Origin of the sequence: Tenuifilum sp., assembly GCF_037481895.1 — a bacterium.
Taxonomy (GTDB): Bacteria; Bacteroidota; Bacteroidia; order Bacteroidales; family Tenuifilaceae; genus Tenuifilum; species Tenuifilum osseticum.
On sequence record NZ_JBBFKU010000025.1, the window covers coordinates 16,057 to 34,578 of the forward strand.

Below are 18,522 nucleotides of genomic sequence, written 5' to 3' on the forward strand. Positions count from 1 at the left end.
TGTTAACCGAGTTGGGCACTTCAGTAAAAACTAAATTACGCCCCTACGGGGCTTGACGCGTTGTTCGTTGTTCGTGAGTCGTTTTTCGTTGTTCGTAAAATTGACCTCACCCCAAGCCCTTTTCCTTGAAAGGAAATTGATCGGAAGAAGCAAGCAGTGGCATAAAAGCCTGACCCGAGAATGGGTCGGGGGTGGAACGTGGCGGCGGTTATAGTAAGCGATACCACATGAGCCACGCCGTAGGCGTGGCGAATAGTATCGCGTGGCAGTTCCACCCGCGGGGTACCCATCGGGTCGGGCTTTTCAGCCTTGATTTTCTTTGGTTCTTTCTTGTATCAAGACAAGAAAGAACTTTTAGAAGGCTCTTTGCCATGTATTTCAGTTGCGATGCAACGTTTCCTTCTAGCTCTTTGGGCTTTGTATTGCGTGCATCGCAAAACATGGGAGTATTCATGGGGGTACAAATGTTACGCCCCTACGGGGCTGGAAACGGTCTTCGTTGCTCGTTGTTCGTTGCTCGTTATTCGTGAATCTATTGTCATGCTGAGCTCGCTGAAGCATCTCTTAGCACCTACAATTCTTCACTAATGAGATTCCTCGACTAGCTCGAAATGACAAGTAGCGTTGTTCGTGAGTCGTTGCTCGTTGTTCGTGAAACTATTGTCATGTTGAGCGCAAGCGAAACATCTCAATGGGTCGATTAGAGATCCTTCGCTACGCTCAGGATGACTAATGGAGTGTTTACTTTGATAACTTAACGACACTGACTCTCCATACTCAAATTTTGTGACATATAGATTTTTAATAGGTTGTGATGGAAATTGATTTTCGAAGATTACTGATTCATATGCAAAATGCTTATACTTTGCCTACTTTTTTTATCAACCTATATGATTTTTAAGAAAAATCATGTAGGTTTGTATGATAGTGAAGCAAGTATTTATACTTGTGCCCTAACATTAATATGTTGGCTATGCAAAAATATCTACTCGCACTAATTGCTGTTTTGGCGTTTAGTTTTGTACATGGGCAGCAAGCCGGGGGTAAAAAGCGGCAACCTAAAGGGCCATACCCCAACGACTGGGTTTTGGTGGAAAAGGGTGGCTCTTTTGGATTTATTTCCAGCACCGGAAAGGAGATTATTAAGCCTCAATACACACGTATTCATCCTTTCGATGAGTTTCAACGGGGATGGGCAATGGTTGAAAAGGATGGATTTTTTGGATTTATCTCGGCCGAGGGCAAAGAGATTATCAAACCCCTGTACACAAAAATTTACCCCTTTGGCGACTTTAACCGCGGATGGGCAATGGTAGAGGTGAACGGTAAGTTTGGATTCATATCGGTTGAGGGTCGCGAAATCATCAAGCCAATTTATAGTAAAATTTACCCTATCGGCGAGTTCTACAAAAACTTAGCCATGGTTGAGAAAGATGGATTAATTGGCTTTATATCGCTCGATGGAAGGGAAGTTCTAAAACCCCAGTACCAGAAGGTGCATCCGTTTGGCGAATACCAAAAGGATTGGGCATTGGTTGAAAAGGATGGTTTTCTTGGCTTTATCAATGGCGAAGGGAGAGAAATTGTCAAGCCACAATACTCAAAAATCGGTCAGTTTAATGAGTACCAAAAGGGTTGGGCGTTAGTACAGCGCGACAACTACATGGGATTTATTAACTCCGAGGGCAAGGAAATCATTAAACCCCAGTACACCCAGATCATGCCTTTTGACCAGGTGCAGAGGGGTTGGGCTCTTGTGGAGCGCGATGGCCTTTGGGGTTTTATTTCGAGCGAAGGCCGGGAAGTGGTAAAACCAAAGTACGAAAAGATTAGCCTTAACGATTCCACTGCCTTCCAAAAGACAAGGCCATAATGGAATACTTTGATTCTTGCTGGGTTTAATCAAAGAACTTGTTCAAACAAACCATAATCTAGTAAAATATGGGTAGATTCCGAATTGAAGCCAAATGGGCATTAATATTTTCGCTAATGACCTTGGCTTGGATGGTGCTAGAAAAGGTATCGGGGTTACACGGGAAATATATTGATTACCAGTATTACCTCACAAATCTTTTTGCTATCCCGGCTATAGCTGTTATGGTTCTGGCATTAAAGGATAAAAAACAAAATTTCTTTCATGGCAACATGAGCTACCTGAATGGCTTAATTACTGGTATTGTGCTCTCCCTATTCATTGCGATTTTAAGCCCCTTAACCCAGTGGATAATATCGTATGTGATTTCACCCGAGTATTTCCCAAATGTTATAAAACGTTCTGTGGAATTGGGTTATTACAAGTCTGTTGCCGAAGCTGAAGCCTTTTTCAACTACAAAAATTTTGCTATTCAGAGTGCTATTGGTGCATTGGTAATGGGAATTTTAACCACTGCTATTGCTATGATTTTTATTAGGACAAAGGGTTCGAATAAGTAACCTTATCGCATTCCTGCTGTCAACCTACTATTAATAGTTTACCACATTTAATCAATTCAAAATTTAATATAAGTTTTACCGCCATAAACTTCATAATTAGAATTTTTTATATATTTGTTGCCATCGAATGCCATTCTTTTTAGATAAAGAAGGGTTTGAATTATAGAGAAGAGCGGAGAGAACAGGCTCAATGAAGCTCTAGCAACCTGCCCCCCAAAAGGCAAGGTGCTAAAACCTGACCCGAGAGGGTAATTATAACTCTAAACTCTGATGTTATGCAAAGTAAACATCTCAACAGTATTGAATTGTGCGCAATCAGTTCTTTTGCGCTAAAAAATTTACTTTTTAGGCTTTCCCACTCTCTTTCAATGCGAATGCGCCCCTGCGCGCAATAGCTAATTCATAAAACCTATTGGTTTTAGCCTGCATGCCGTTTGCGGCGGGCTAAACAATTGCCTACGCATAGGCAAAAATCTTACACTTTACCATTTCCAATAAAAATATTGAGACAATGAACAATACATATCATTTTGACACCCTGCAGGTTCATGCAGGGCAAGGGGTGGATACAAACACGCTTTCGCGGGCTGTACCCATATACCAAACCACATCGTACCTTTTCCGGAATTCAGAGCACGGGGCAAACCTTTTTGCCTTAAAGGAGTTTGGGCATATTTACACACGATTAAGCAACCCTACAACCGATGTACTTGAGCAACGGCTTGCTGCACTAGAGGGAGGCAAAGCGGCTGTGGTGGTATCGTCGGGGCATGCGGCGCAGTTTATAGCGCTTACCAACATTATGGAGTCAGGCGATAATTTCGTGAGCTCTCCCTACCTGTATGGCGGAAGCCATAACCAGTTTAAGGTCACCCTTAAACGCCTGGGCATTGAGGCAAGGCTTGCAAAAAGCCTTAAACCGGAAGATTTTGAATGCTTGATTGATAGTAAAACCAAAGCCATTTACGTTGAAACCATTGGAAACCCAAGCTTTAACATTCCCGATTTTAAGGCACTTGCAACCCTGGCAAACCAACACCAAATTCCACTAATTGTTGATAACACCTTTGCAGGTGCTGGTTACCTATGCAGACCCATTGAATGGGGGGCTAACATTGTTGTGGAATCGATAACCAAATGGGCAGGAGGGCACGGAACCAGCATGGGTGGTGCCATAGTTGATGCAGGCAACTTCAACTGGGGAAACGGAAAATTTCCACAGTTTTCGGTGCCATCGGAGGGTTACCATGGGTTAGTATTCTGGACTGCATTTGGCGAGGATAGCCCTCATGGAAACATTGCATTTGCCATTAGGGCAAGGGTTGAAGGGTTACGCGATTTTGGCCCAGCCATCAGCCCTTTCAATGCTTTTCAAATATTACAAGGAATTGAAACTTTATCGCTGCGCATGGAAAAGCATTGCAGCAATGCCCTTGCGCTTGCCAAGTGGCTCAAAACAAACAGGTATGTTGAAAGGGTTTGCTACCCCGGACTACCCGATGACCCAAACCACATTCAAGCAAAAAAATACCTTAAAAATGGCTTTGGGGGAGTATTGACATTTACACTCAAGGGTAACCTGGAGCAAACCCAAATGTTTGTCGATAGCCTTAAGCTTGTTAGCCACCTTGCTAATGTTGGCGATGCCAAAACGTTGATTATCCAACCCGCTGCTACAACTCACCAACAACTTAGCGAAGAGGAACGCCTTGCAGCGGGCGTGTTGCCAAACCTACTTAGGGTTTCGGTTGGCATTGAGCACATCAACGATATTATTGCAGACTTTGAACAGGCTTTTCAAAAAATCTTTAGCTAACTCAAAGCAATTTAATACATTGTGGCAGAAATCTTTTAAAAAAACCGACATGAAAGTAACGGAAGGCAACCTGGAACTTAAAACACTCCAACTTGAATGTGGCGAAGTGCTATACGATGTAAACATTCGTTACCATATACTAGGCGATATTCAAAAAAATCCCAAGAGAGTTATTTGGATTTGCCATGCCTTTACGGCCAACAGCAATCCGGCCGACTGGTGGCCCGAGATGGTTGGACAAGGGAGGTTGTTCGATCCTGAAAAATACACTATTGTATGCGCTAACATCATTGGCTCATGCTATGGCTCAACCGGGCCTATGAGCGTTAACCCAAAAACAGGCAAACCTTACCTCAGGAGCTTTCCGTTAGTTACCTTCCGCGATGTAGTAACTGCGCACCAAATCCTTAAGGAGCACCTTGGTATTGACAAGATATGGGTATTAACCGGCGGTTCAATTGGCGGATTCCAGGCCATGGAATGGGAATGTTTGTATCCAGGCACAACCGAGAATCTTATACTGATTGCCACTGCTGCCGAGGCATCGCCTTGGGTTAAAGCATTCAGCCAATCGCAACGGCTTGCCATACTTGCCGATGGAACCTTTGACGGTGCTAATCCAAAAGGAGGTAAAGCAGGGCTTAAAGCAGCGCGTAGTATTGCGCTGCTTAGCTACCGCGGACGCAGCAGCTACAACCTTACCCAACAGGATAGTGACCCAAATCAGCTATCGGACTTTAAAGCCTGTACATACCAGGACTACCAGGGCGATAAACTGGTTAAGCGGTTCGACGCCTACTCCTATTTCTCCCTGAGCCTAATGCTCGATAGCCATAACATGGGCAGAGGTAGAGTGAGCAATGAAGCGGCGTTAAACTCAATAAAAGCACGAACACTGGTTGTGGGTATCGATAGCGATATACTTTTCCCGGTTGAGGAGCAACATTTCATTGCAAACCACATCCCAAGCGCGGTTTACCGCGAAATTCATTCCCAGTTCTGCCACGATGGATTTCTGATTGAGTACCAACAGCTAACATCAATTATCAGCGAATTCATCAACCTTTAAAAAATCAACAGAAATGGAAACTTTAACAATCACAAATACACGTAAAAACTTAAAGTCAAACGGAGTAAACCAACAGGTTATTGGTCTTTTCGGACTTGGCAATGTGGGCAATGCGCTTTACCACGTAATTTCCGAAATTCCAAAAAGCAAAGCATACATAAAGCGCATCTGTGTTAAGCAACGCCATAAAAACAGGGAGGTTCCACACGAATTAATTACCTACAATGCAAAGGATATAATTAACGATGAGGAAATTAACCTGATTGTTGAACTTATCGATAACGCCGATGAAGCATACCACATCGTAAAATCGGCGTTACTTAGCGGCAAGAGTGTGGTTTCAGGGAACAAAACCATGCTGGCACACCATCTTCCGGAACTAATTGCCATACAGCATGAAACGGGAGCGGCTTTGCTTTACGATGCTTCAGCATGCGGGAGCATACCTGTAATTCGGAACCTTGAAGAATACTACGACAACGACCTTTTAAAATCGATTCGTGGCATCCTTAATGGCTCAACCAACTATATCCTTTCCAACGTATTCAGCCAAGGGGTGGATTATCATTGGGCGCTAAAACAAGCACAGGAACTGGGCTTTGCCGAAAGCAACCCCGATTTTGATGTGCTAGGATTCGATGCACTCTATAAGCTGATAATACTTGCCGTGCATGGATTTGGTACATACGTTCACCCTAGCGATGCCTTCTGCTATGGCATAAGCAATCTTAAGGCTTACGACATACAGTTTGCCCGCGAAAAGGGGAAAAAGTTCAAGTTGGTTGCTCAGCTCCAAAAGCTAAATGCCGACTACTTTACACTTTTTGTTATCCCAACACTGGTAGAGCCCTCGGACTATATCTATAATGTTGAGAATGAGTTTAACGGGGTGGTTATTGAGGGTCAATACTACGACCGGCAATTCATGTTTGGTAAGGGTGCGGGCGGATACCCAACCGGTTCGGCTGTGCTGAGCGATATTACAGCTCGCTTCCATAACTACCGCTACGAGTATAAAAAGCAAAAATACTTTACACCACCAGCCTATTCAACAGACGTTGAGCTGGAGCTCTATATCCGATACCACAACCTAACTGATGTCAGTATTTTTGGAGAACGCAAGGTTACAGAACAACATTTTGCCGCTGATTACCGATGGGAAATAGCATGGGTAAAGCTCAATGAGCTTATCAGAGTAAAGGAGTTGCTTCCAAAGTTAAACCTGTTTCTTGCTTTTACCGGTAACTTTAGGTTTAACCCTATTGACAAGGCACTATCAAGCAGGGTAACTTGTGCTGATGATTACCAACCTATTGTTGATGCATTCTGAACATCGATTTTATGGAAAAAACAACAGTTTTGAGGGAGTTACTGAAAAGCAGGATACTGGTGCTGGATGGTGCCATGGGCACCATGATTCAAAGGAATAGGCTAAAGGAAGAGGATTTTAGAGGCGATATTTTCAAGAATCACCCCGTAAACCTTAAGGGCGACAACGACCTGCTTAACCTTACCCGCCCCGATGTGATAGGGCAGATACACCGTGCCTACCTTGAGGCTGGAGCCGACATAATTGAAACCAACACCTTTAACTCCACACGAATTTCGCAATCGGACTACGGGCTGGAGCACAAGGTTTACGAGCTAAACCTTGCCGGAGCAAGGCTTGCCCGTTCCATTGCCGATGAGTTCAGTAATGCCAATCCACAAAAACCGCGATTTGTAGCCGGTTCCATAGGGCCAACCAACCGTACTGCCAGCATGTCGCCCGATGTGGAGCGTCCTGGCTACCGTGCAGTAACCTTTGACCAGCTTGTAAGCGCATACACAGAGCAAGCTGAAGCGCTTATTGATGGTGGGGTTGATATCCTGCTAATTGAAACCATATTCGACACTCTTAACGCCAAAGCTGCGCTGTTTGCCATTTCAGAGATACTTGAACGCAGATGTATCGATATTCCTGTTATGGTGTCGGCAACCATAGCCGATAACGGGGGACGATTGCTTACCGGGCAAACCCTTGAGGCATTTGTCTGCTCTGTATCGCACTTCCCGCTCCTAAGCATTGGCCTGAACTGCGCCTTTGGCGCAGAACAGATGTATCCGTTTCTCGAGGAGCTTTCGGCTATTACACCATTTTTTGTTAGCGCACACCCCAATGCCGGGCTACCAAATCAGTTTGGGGAATACGACCAATCGGCACAGGAAATGGCTGAAATTGTAGAGCATATGCTAGCCAATGGGCTGGTAAACATTGTAGGAGGATGTTGCGGAACCACCCCAAAGCATATTGAACTTGTTGCCAACCTGGCCCAACGCTATAAACCCAGGATTATACCAGAAATTCCACGTCATACTCGACTAAGCGGTTTGGAATTGCTTGAGATAAGACCCGAAAGCAATTTCATCAACATTGGCGAGCGAACCAATGTGGCAGGGTCAAAAAAGTTTGCCCGCTTGATAGCCGAAGGTAAGTATGCCGAGGCCCTTTCGGTTGCCCGCGAACAGGTTGAGGGTGGCGCCCAGGCTATTGACATTTGCATGGACGACGCCCTAATTGATGCTCCAAGAGCAATGACTGAATTCCTAAACCTGATTGCATCGGAACCCGACGTTGCGCGTATTCCTGTAATGATTGATTCATCGCGTTTCGATGTAATTGAGGCAGGGCTGAAATGCACTCAGGGGAAAAGCTTAGTAAACTCAATAAGTTTGAAAGAGGGTGAAACGGAGTTTGCCCGTAGGGCAAAAGTTATTAAACGGTATGGCGCCGCAGTGGTTGTGATGCTTTTCGACGAAAGCGGGCAGGCTGTTACTACCGAGCACCGCTGTCGCGTTGCTGAACGTAGCTACCGAATTTTAACCGAAAAGGTTGGCTTTTCGCCTGAGGATATCATTATCGACCCAAATATCCTTGCCATTGGAACAGGCATGGTTGAACATTCAACACAAGCCGTTAGCTTTATTGAAACCATTAAATGGATAAAACAGAACCTACCCTACGCCAAGGTTAGCGGTGGCGTTAGTAACCTTTCATTCTCGTTCAGGGGCAACAACCTGGTAAGGGAGGCCATTCACTCGGTATTCCTTTACCACGCCATTCAGGCAGGTATGGATATGGGTATTGTAAACCCATCGCTGCTGATGGTTTACACCGATATTGAACCAAATCTACTTAAACTCACTGAGGACTTAGTGCTAAATCGCCGGCGCGACGCAACCGAAAGGCTTTTGGCCTATGCCAGTAAGCTTGAAGAAACCGACCTGCAGTATCACAAAACCGACGATTGGCGATTACTACCCGTTGAGCAAAGGCTTAAGCACTCGCTTATCAAGGGAACCGATGAGTTTATTCAGGTTGATGTGGAGGAAGCCTACAACAAGCTGAAATCGCCTATCGGTGTAATTGAGGGGCCATTGATGGATGGAATGCGCGAAGTAGGCAATCTTTTTGGTACAGGTCGGATGTTTCTACCTCAGGTTGTTAAAAGTGCGCGCGTAATGAAACAGGCTGTAAAGGTTTTGGAACCCTACCTCGGAGCGCAAGCAATGGATTCACAGAGGACAGAACAAAAGAAAATAGTACTGGCAACCGTAAAAGGCGATGTTCACGATATTGGTAAGAATATTGTTGGTGTGGTTCTCGCCTGCAACGGTTACAGCATCATCGATTTGGGGGTTATGGTACCTGCCGAGAGAATTGTGGAAGAAGTAAAAGCAAGTAAAGCCGATATTGTTGGCCTTAGCGGCCTTATCACACCCTCGCTCGACGAGATGGTACATGTGGTAAAGGAACTAAAACGAAACGGCATTAACATCCCGGTTCTCATTGGTGGTGCTACCACATCGGAACTGCATACTGCCCTGAAAATCGCACCTGAATACCCGGGAACAGTCGTCCATGTTAGGGATGCCTCACAGGCAAGCGGCATTGTTGCCAGCTTGCTGAGCACTGACAAGTCCGCAAGTACCATAAATGACTACCGAAAGCGTTACCAGCAACTACGCGAAAGTTATTCAGGAAGTAAAACTGTTTTAGTTCCAATTGAGCAAGCTCGCAAAAATAGCCTTAAGCTGAACTGGGAAAACTACAAACCAGTTAAGCCGAAGCAAACAGGCATCAATACCTTAAGCAATATCGATGTAAATGAGCTAATTCCCTATATCGATTGGACATTCTTTTTCAGGGCATGGGGTTTAAAGGGCCGTTACCCCGATATACTTACCGATCCTGTTCATGGCAGCGAAGCACAAAAACTTAAAGCGGAAGCCGTGGCCATGCTCAAGCAAATCATTGACCAGAAACTTTTAACCCCCGAAGGGGTTTACGGAATATTCCCAGCCGCTTCCAGTGGCGACGATGTTATTGTGTACACCGACGAAACCCGAACATCGCCCCTAACCCATTTGCCGTTCCTGCGAAACCAGGAGCAAAAGCCCGAGGGCGAGCCAAATCTATGCCTTTCCGACTTTATTGCGCCAGCAAATTCAGGCATTAACGATTGGTTAGGATGTTTTGCGGTTACTACTGGCTCCACCACTGCAACACTTATTGAGGAATACCGGAAAAATGGAAACGACTTTGCCGCCATTATGATTCAAATTTTGGCCGACAGGCTTGCCGAAGCTTTTGCTGAGTGGCTACACCTAAAAATCCGAAAGGACTTCTGGGGCTACTCACCCAACGAGTCGCTAACCGTGGAACAGCTGCTGCAGGAAAAATATGTAGGCATAAGGCCTGCTCCGGGTTACCCGGCTTGCCCCGATCATCGTGGTAAGCAATGGATTTTTCAGCTTCTCGATATCCCACGGAATGCTTCCATAAGCCTTACTGAGAATATGGCCATGAACCCATTGGCCTCAGTGGCAGGCTTCTACTTTGCCAGTAGTGCAAGCAAGTATTTCAACGTTGGTAAAATTGATAACGACCAGCTGGCGGACTATGCCAAACGAATTGGTGTTAGTACAACCGAAGCAGCCCGATTGTTTCCAACCTTTTTAGCAAACCAATAAATTTAATGAAATGAAGGTAATCGATATACTTAATAATTCAAAGTCAACGCTTTTTTCCTTTGAACTTTTACCGCCGCTCAAGGGGCATAACATTGAAACCATTTTTGCCACAATCGACAAGCTTTTGCCCTACAACCCGGCATATATAAATATAACCTACCACCGCGAGGAGGTGGTTTACATGCCCAACGAAAATGGGATACAGGTTCCGGTAAAGGTTAGGCGGCGCCCCGGCACCATTGGACTTGCCGCTGCAATACAGCAGAGGTACGCAATTGACGTTGTCCCCCATATTATATGCGGCGGATTTGACGCCCACGAGACAGAGGATGCCCTTATTGACCTCGATTTTTTGGGAATACATAACATACTCGCAGTGCGTGGCGATGCCGATAAGATTACGGGCAGGTTTGAACCCAGGGCAGGAGGACATAGGTATGCCATTGACCTGGTGAAACAGGTTACTGACCTGAACCGTGGCGTTTACCTTGAAAAGCTGATGGAGAAACCCAAACCAACTAACTTTTGCATAGGGGTGGCTGGGTACCCAGAAAAACACCCTGAATCGCCAAACTGCGAGTCGGATATTCACTACCTAAAGAAAAAGGTTGAAGCCGGAGCAAGCTACATAGTTACCCAAATGTTTTTCGACAACAAGCTTTACTTCAACTTTGTTGATAAATGCCGTAAGGCCGGAATAGCTGTCCCCATCATTCCCGGGCTGAAGCCCATCAGCATAAAGGAGCATCTTAGCATTCTTCCCAGGGTGTTCGATGTTCATATACCTCAAGCGCTGGTTCTTGAACTTGAAAAGTGTAAGACAAACAACCAGGTAGCGCAGCTTGGAGTGGAATGGGCAATTGAACAATCAAGGGAGCTAAAGAGTTCGGGAGTAAAAGCCATCCATTTCTACACCATGGGTAAGGCCGACAATATTGCACAAATTGCAAAAGCCGTATTTTAGCCATTGTTTGCATTGCTTCCACTTATTATCCTGAGCAGAGCGCAGGAAAATTTTCATTACTTTCTTAATGATATTTTCAGCCCTCTATCCCCAAAACGTCTAGCTAGGAATGCTTGTCATGTTGAGCTAAGCGAGAAACCTGAAAAAAAGCGATACAGAGGGATCCTTCGCTCCCCGCCAAGGCGGGACAGGTTGCTCAGGATGACAAAAGGAGTGATTTTTACCAACTAAACTGACAGTGAATCAGCACCCCTTAAAAAAGTTTTTGGATTACCGCCGTAAAAGTCGTATCTTACGAAAAAATCTACTACGCCTATGGCTCAGAAAAAAGTGGGCGAAAAGAGGTTTGAAGGTAGCTTTGAATACGATGGCGAACTTAAGTATAGGCTGATATTTGAAAAATCGCCTATTGGTTTATTTCAGTATAACACCGATGCTGTTATCACCGAATGCAACGACCGTTTTGTTGAGATACTCAAATCAAAGCGCGAGTTGCTGGTTGGTTTGAACATGCATAAAATTAACGATAAATCGGTATTGCCGGCCATACTCGATGCACTTGATGGAAAAAACGGATACTACGAAGGGCCATACACAACCACAACCAGCAACGCTCAGGTTTACGTTTTACTGAAAGCAGTGCCATTAACCAACCCTAAAACCGGACAGGTTGTGGGAGCAATGGGAATTGTAGAGGATATTTCCGATCTTTACCGAACACAGGAGGAGCTAACCATCAAGGAGGAACGTTTCAGAATCCTATCATCGCTCACTTCCGATTCGGCTTCAATACTCACCATTCAACCCGACGGCTCGTTTAAACGTGAGTGGCTAAGCTCCACTCTAATGGTTCAGCTTGGCTATAAGCCCGAAGATGTTGATTCATTTGAAAAATGGGCAACCATTGTCCACCCCGACGACATTGATGCTTTCAAGAAAGCCATTGGGACTATCACCCAGAAAGGCGAGAAAGTTACATTAGAGTTTAGAATAAAGGCCAAAAATGGCAAAGTGTACTGGATTGAGAATACTGTTTACCCTGAATTCGATAGCAGCGGAAAACCTTTCCGACTGATTAGCGCAGTAAAGGACATTACCGCTAAAAAGGAACAGGAGCAGGAACTTCAGCAACAGCGCAACCTATTAAAATCATTAGTTGACAATGCCCCGCTTGGCATTTGGGTTGTTAACCCCGACGGCTCATACCCAATAATAAATCCATGGTTTAGCCAAAACATAGGCTATGGCACATCGCAATTCTCCATGACCGAGGAGGAGATTGCCCAATGCCGCCGTAGCGATATGCAGGCACTAAACTCCGATGGGCCAATTGAAACAACCGAGGAGGTTACTTTTACCGATGGCAAAAAGCACATTCTTCAAATATTCAAGCAAAAGCTAACGTCTACAACAGGTGAAACCATTGGGGTTTTGGGTATTGCAAACGACATTAGCGAACGCACCCAGTACGAGAAGGCACTTGTTGAGGCATTGGAAAAGGCTGAGGAGAGCGACAGGCTAAAAACAGCATTTCTGGCTAACATGAGCCACGAAATTCGCACACCCCTAAACGGTGTTATTGGCTTTGCCAAGTTTCTCAGAAACTTCCCTGATACCACGCCTCAGGAGCGCGAGAAATTCCTGGGAATAATTAGCACCAGCGCCGATCATCTCCTTACCCTAATCAACGATATTATTGATATCTCAAAGATTGACGTTGGGCAGCTAACCATTAACCCCGAAGCGGTTAACATTAACGACCTGCTTAACGAGATATACACTTTCTTCTACAACGCAAACCCCGACTTACCCAAGCGTGAAATAGCTTTTAACTACACCACCTCGCTGCCCGACTCCAAGGCCATGGTTAATGCCGACCGCATGCGATTACGTCAGGTTCTTACAAACCTTATAAACAACGCCCTTAAGTTCACCGATAAGGGGAAAGTGGAATTTGGCTACAACATAAATAGCGAAACCAATGAGTTTGAGTTCTTTGTAAGCGATACCGGTATAGGTATTGCCAAGGACAAGCAGGAAATTATTTTCCAGCGTTTCCGTCAGGCCTATACCGATATAACCAAGCAGTACGGTGGTACTGGCTTAGGACTGGCTATCTGCAAATCGTTGGTTGAGCTTATGGGCGGCAGAATATGGGTTGAATCGGAAACGGGCAAGGGCTCCACTTTCCGTTTCACATTACCTATTAATGCTCCTACAACCCAAAATAGGGGAAAGGTTTACGGGTACGAACTCCAGGAACTGAAAAACCTACTCAAAGGCAAATCCATTCTTATTGCCGAGGACGACCCCAACTGCATGTACTACCTAAAAACGGTACTCAAGGACTTTGACATTAACATACTTGAGGCTGATAATGGCCTACTGGCAACTGAGATCCAGTATCAGCATCCCGAGATAGCCGCCATACTTATGGATATCAAAATGCCGGTGATGAATGGCTACGATGCCATTAAAAGGATACGCTCCACCAACGCCCAGGTGCCAATTATTGTGCAAACTGCGCACACCTTCAGCAATGAGCGGGCAATAAGCATAGCCTTAGGCTGCAACCAGTTTATAACCAAACCCATTGACCCAAACTCGCTCTACCAAAGCCTCTACTCAGTATTGAAGGAAAGCCGTAGGGAATAAATTCATAAAATACTTTTTATAGTAAAGCTGTAGCCCGATAGCTTTATTGGAATGTTTATACACATTTCAACCGTATTCCAAACCGCTAAAACCAAACAGCCAAAACCTGACCATGATAAATGAAATTTCCATTTGACGATTTCAAGGTATTTTATTAAGGCTCTAGACTATGAAATATTTTTCAACAGGCATAATCAAAGGCTCTCGGTTTAATGTGATGTTTCGCTAGCGCTCAACATGACAAAAACCAGTTTTACCGGGAAGTTTTTTCCGAAATAATGGGATTAAACAAAACAAAGAGAAACTGGCTTTCTGACACCTTGATTCATACGATGGAGCAATATAAGGCAAGTCCAATTCATTTAGTTTGCTATCTTTTCACCGCTCGCGGTTCACTTCACACTTTTTTTTGCTATCTTTGCAGTTGACTTTTGGGGGTGCCCTTAGGGCTGAGATCATACCCTTTGAACCTGATCCGGGTAATGCCGGCGAAGGGAAAAAGAGTTTGTCAACATCTCACAATTTCCCCCTTTATAGTTATTCAGGATTTGCGGCTTAAATGCCCGAACCTGGTTTATGTTTAACTATTTAAAGGGAAAAAAACATGAAAAAAATTGCATTTGTGCTCTATGCACTTCTGCTTGCAGGTTTTACCATGCAAGCAAATCCTACCGAGAATCTGGGATTTACCATTTACGGACAGATTACCGACACCTACGGCACTCCGTTGGTGGGTGCTACCGTTAAGCTGGAAAACACCTTTTTGGGTACCTTCAGCGGTTTCAATGGGTACTATCGGCTTACACAGGTTCGGCAGGGTAGTTACACCCTTGTTGCCTCGTACCTGGGGTACGAATCCGTTCAGGTTGAGGTTAAGGTTAATGGCGATATGGAGTTGAATCTTGAGCTAAAGCAATCGTCGCAGTACCTCGATGCAGTTGTTGTATCATCAACCCGAGCTTCGAGCCGCATGCCCATTGCACAAACCACGCTCAACCGCCAGGAACTTAAGCAGGCCAACACCGGAGGCGACACGCCCTACCTGCTGGAAATGTTACCATCGGTGGTAGTATCATCGGAAAGCGGCATTGGAATTGGCAACACAGCCTTCCGCATTCGCGGAACCGATCCAACCCGCATTAATGTAACCATTAACGGGGTTCCGCTCAACGATGCTGAATCGCAGGGGGTTTACTGGGTGGATTTACCCGATTTTGCAGCATCGGTCGATAATGTACAGGTGCAGCGCGGGGTTGGAACATCAACCAACGGTGCCCCTGCCTTTGGCGCTAGCGTAAACTTCCAAACCACAACCCTTACCCCTGAGCCTTACGCAGCCGTTGACCTACTTGGCGGGTCGTACAATACCTGGAAAACTTCGGCACGGATTGCTACCGGCCTGATGAAGAACGGGTTCAGCATGGAAGGGCGGTTCTCGCAACTCCACTCCGACGGGTATATCGAACGAGCCAACTCGGATCACAGGTCGATGTTTGTTACTGCAGCCTGGAATGGCGAGCGCAGCCTTATTCGCGCAAATGTTATTCATGGCGAGGAGCATACCGGAATTACATGGGAGGGCACACCCGACTATATGATGAGTACTAACCGCCGCTACAATCCCGCTGGCGAGTATGTTGATGATCAAGGGGTAACCCGCTACTACGACGATCAGAAAGATAATTACTGGCAAACCCACTACCACCTCATGGGTACCCACTCATTCACAAACAACCTAACCGCAAATATCACCCTACACCTAACCGATGGCAGAGGCTACTACGAGGAGTATAAACCCGATCGTAAACTCTCAAAATACGGATTGCCAAACTTTACAATTCGCGATACCATCATTAAACGTACCGACTTTATTCAGCAGAAATGGATGGACAACATCTTTTACGGGGGGATAGCCACAATGCTTTACCGCTCAGGGATATTTGAGTATACATTCGGCGGAGGTTGGAACCGTTACGATGGCGACCATTTTGGAAAAGTTCTTTGGAGTAAAATGAATATCGGTTTACCCAATAAATATGAGTGGTACAGGAACAATGGTGTAAAAACCGACTGGAATATATTCTCAAAGGCTATCTGGCAGGTATCCGATGCCATTTCGGTTTTTGCCGACATTCAGTACAGGGGTATTAGCTATAAGCTAAAGGGAATTGACTCCGATGTAATTGCATTGAACCAGGAACATAGCTGGAATTTCCTGAATCCCAAGGTAGGGGCAACCTATAGCTTTAGCTCAGGGCACGAGGCTTACATCTCGTATGCAATTGCTCACCGCGAGCCCGCCCGCAGCGACCTAAAGGATGCACAAAAGGGCTCAACCGATTTTACTCCTAAGCCCGAAAGGCTGAACGACTGGGAAATTGGCTACCGCATGCGCTTACAAAACCTTTCGGTTGATATCAACTACTACTACATGCTTTACAAGGATCAGCTTGTACTTACTGGCGAGCTCACCGATGTTGGTTATGCCCGAATGGCTAATGTTCCCAATAGCTACCGTACCGGTTTTGAGTTTACCTTTTCCGCTAAACCAGCCAGCTGGTTTAAAATTGACGGAAACACAACCCTGAGCAAGAACATCATCAAGGACTATACAAACTTTGCCAACCTTACCAATAATCCAACCGATTGGAACGACCTGCAATCGCCTGTAGCTGAACCTCTCGGCAACACAACAATATCGTTCTCGCCTTCGCTGGTAGCATTTACACGCTTTACAATTATACCTGTTGAGAATTTTCAGTTTTCGTGGCTAAGCAAGTATGTTAGCAGGCAGTATATCGATAACACCGAAAACAGAAACCGCAGCCTTGATCCTTACTGGGTTAACAACTTTATAACAGAGTATAGTTTAAAGACAAAATCGAATAAATCGATTTTTGCTCAGATTTCGGTGAACAACTTTTTCAATATCAAGTACTCCGCCAACGCCTGGGTATACCGCACACTATTCCAGAGCGGCGATCCTGAGTATGTAAGCATTGGTTACTACCCCCAAGCCGAAAGACATATTATGGTTAGGGTTGGCATCGAGTTTTAATTTGAAAAAATGATGATTAGTAAATGCAAATGTTAAGAGATAGGGAGTTGGTTTTGGCATTCAGGGTAAGAAAGCATTAAAAATCCTGAACTCTAAGAGCAAATTCCCTATCTTTACCTTTTACCCTTTAACCCTTTACCTTTATCCTTTATCCTTTATCCTTTATCCTTATCCTTAAACCTTTATCCTTAAAATGAACTGGCTACAAAACAACTACATTGAGTTAATTGGTGCAATCACCGGCCTTATTTACCTTTACCTTGAGATTAAGCAAAGGGTTTGGCTCTGGCCGCTGGGCATAATAACCTCGGCTTTCTACATCTACATTTTTTACGAGTCGAAGTTTTATGCCGATATGGGCCTGCAGTTTTACTACCTTTTCATAAGTATTTACGGCTGGTACCACTGGTTGTTTGGCGGAGCCGTAAAGGCTAAAAACTCATTACCTGTTACAAACACCCCAAAAAGCAACTACTTGCCTTTACTTGCGGCAAGTGTTGCTTTTTTTGTAATAATCCGGCACATACTAGTTCACTACACCGACTCACCGGTTCCCACAGGCGACTCTTTTACCACAGCGCTTAGCATTACTGCAACCTGGATGCTCGCCCGGAAATACATTGAGCACTGGTGTTTATGGGTGATAGTCAATTCCGTATCGCTTGCTCTATACCTTTACAAGGGACTCTACCCAACATCGGTACTGTTTGTTTTTTACACCACCATGTCGGTTGTAGGATATTACCAGTGGAAAAGGGAAAAATCCAAAACAATAACTCAACCATAAGAACAAATCTTACTCATTTAAAAAAAACAACATTATGAAAGCAGTTATACTGGCCAACGGAGAATTTCCCTCGCATCCAAAACCGCTCAATGAGCTGCTAAATGCCCCATTGCTGGTATGCTGCGATGGCGCCATCGATAGGCTTGAGAATCTTGCCATAACACCCAATGCCCTGGTAGGCGACCTGGATTCCGTTAAGGAGCATCTCAAGCGCAAGTACGAAAGCATACTCTACTACGACCCCGACCAAAACACCAACGACCTTACAAAAGCCGTTAAATGGTGCTTGAACCATAGGATTAAAAACATTGTGATAGTTGGCGCAACCGGAAAGCGTGAGGATCACACGTTGGGAAATATTGGATTGCTATGTAACTACGCCCGAATGGGAGTTAATGTTACCATGCTCACCGATACTGGCATGCTACTACCCTTACTGGCATCTACCAGGATTGACAGCTATGCAGGCCAACAGGTATCAATCTTTTCGCCAAACAATCAAACTGTAATTTACACCAAGAACCTAAAATACCCGATTGTAAACCAAACTTTGCCGGAACTATGGATGGGAACGCTGAACGAGAGTCTAGGCGACTGGTTTGAGTTAACCTTTTCACCCGGCCCAGTAATAATTTACAAGAAATACTAAATTTTAATTTATAACCATCCTATCATTCTATATATCATTATATTAGTAATTTTAACCTTTGATTAATTTTGATTTTAG

12 protein-coding genes and 2 riboswitches are annotated in these 18,522 nt (G+C 44.9%); of the genes, 11 read left to right on the forward strand and 1 reads right to left on the reverse strand.

The annotated features are described in order from the left end of the window. Positions 1-35 precede the first annotated feature (35 nt). Positions 36-290: a hypothetical protein gene (locus WHS63_RS08730; protein ID WP_445204775.1), complete on the reverse strand. Its 255-nt coding sequence runs from the start codon at positions 288-290 to the stop codon at positions 36-38. Positions 291-973: 683 nt separating this feature from the next. On the opposite strand from WHS63_RS08730, the gene WHS63_RS08735 reads away from it, so the two are divergent. The 11 genes from WHS63_RS08735 to WHS63_RS08785 all read left to right on the forward strand — a co-directional run bounded on the left by WHS63_RS08735 (position 974) and on the right by WHS63_RS08785 (position 18,444). After that, positions 974-1,873 carry a WG repeat-containing protein gene (locus tag WHS63_RS08735; RefSeq protein WP_445204776.1) on the forward strand — a complete coding sequence of 300 codons (900 nt, stop codon included), beginning with the start codon at positions 974-976 and terminating at the stop codon, positions 1,871-1,873. Positions 1,874-1,941: 68 nt separating this feature from the next. After that, positions 1,942-2,433: a DUF4199 domain-containing protein gene (locus WHS63_RS08740; protein ID WP_369490201.1), complete on the forward strand. Its 492-nt coding sequence runs from the start codon at positions 1,942-1,944 to the stop codon at positions 2,431-2,433. A 157-nt stretch (positions 2,434-2,590) separates the two neighbouring features. Then, positions 2,591-2,694, forward strand: a riboswitch (SAM riboswitch). Between the two features lie 250 nt (positions 2,695-2,944). After that, positions 2,945-4,249, forward strand: a complete 1,305-nt coding sequence (locus tag WHS63_RS08745) for an O-acetylhomoserine aminocarboxypropyltransferase/cysteine synthase family protein (protein WP_445204777.1) — start codon at positions 2,945-2,947, stop codon at positions 4,247-4,249. A 49-nt stretch (positions 4,250-4,298) separates the two neighbouring features. Continuing rightward, a complete protein-coding gene (locus tag WHS63_RS08750) occupies positions 4,299-5,318 on the forward strand; it encodes a homoserine O-acetyltransferase family protein (protein WP_445204778.1) in 1,020 nt (339 codons plus the stop codon). 13 nt (positions 5,319-5,331) lie between these two features. Next, a complete protein-coding gene (locus WHS63_RS08755; RefSeq protein WP_445204779.1) occupies positions 5,332-6,648 on the forward strand; it encodes a homoserine dehydrogenase in 1,317 nt (438 codons plus the stop codon). An 11-nt stretch (positions 6,649-6,659) separates the two neighbouring features. Then, on the forward strand, positions 6,660-10,331 hold the full coding sequence (metH, locus tag WHS63_RS08760) for a methionine synthase (RefSeq protein ID WP_445204780.1): 3,672 nt from the start codon (positions 6,660-6,662) through the stop codon (positions 10,329-10,331). Between the two features lie 10 nt (positions 10,332-10,341). Further along, positions 10,342-11,295, forward strand: coding sequence for a methylenetetrahydrofolate reductase [NAD(P)H] (gene metF / locus WHS63_RS08765; protein WP_445204781.1), 954 nt, complete (start codon positions 10,342-10,344; stop codon positions 11,293-11,295). A gap of 315 nt (positions 11,296-11,610) precedes the next feature. Beyond that, a complete protein-coding gene (locus WHS63_RS08770) occupies positions 11,611-13,950 on the forward strand; it encodes a PAS domain S-box protein (protein WP_445204782.1) in 2,340 nt (779 codons plus the stop codon). A 423-nt stretch (positions 13,951-14,373) separates the two neighbouring features. Then, positions 14,374-14,464: riboswitch (TPP riboswitch) on the forward strand. A gap of 90 nt (positions 14,465-14,554) precedes the next feature. Next, a complete protein-coding gene (locus WHS63_RS08775) occupies positions 14,555-17,008 on the forward strand; it encodes a TonB-dependent receptor (RefSeq protein ID WP_445204783.1) in 2,454 nt (817 codons plus the stop codon). Between the two features lie 193 nt (positions 17,009-17,201). Beyond that, positions 17,202-17,795 carry a nicotinamide riboside transporter PnuC gene (pnuC, locus tag WHS63_RS08780; protein WP_445204784.1) on the forward strand — a complete coding sequence of 198 codons (594 nt, stop codon included), beginning with the start codon at positions 17,202-17,204 and terminating at the stop codon, positions 17,793-17,795. Positions 17,796-17,829: 34 nt separating this feature from the next. Further along, entirely contained in the window at positions 17,830-18,444 is a 615-nt protein-coding gene (locus WHS63_RS08785) for a thiamine diphosphokinase (protein WP_445199903.1), read from the forward strand. The last annotated feature ends 78 nt before the right edge of the window (positions 18,445-18,522 follow it).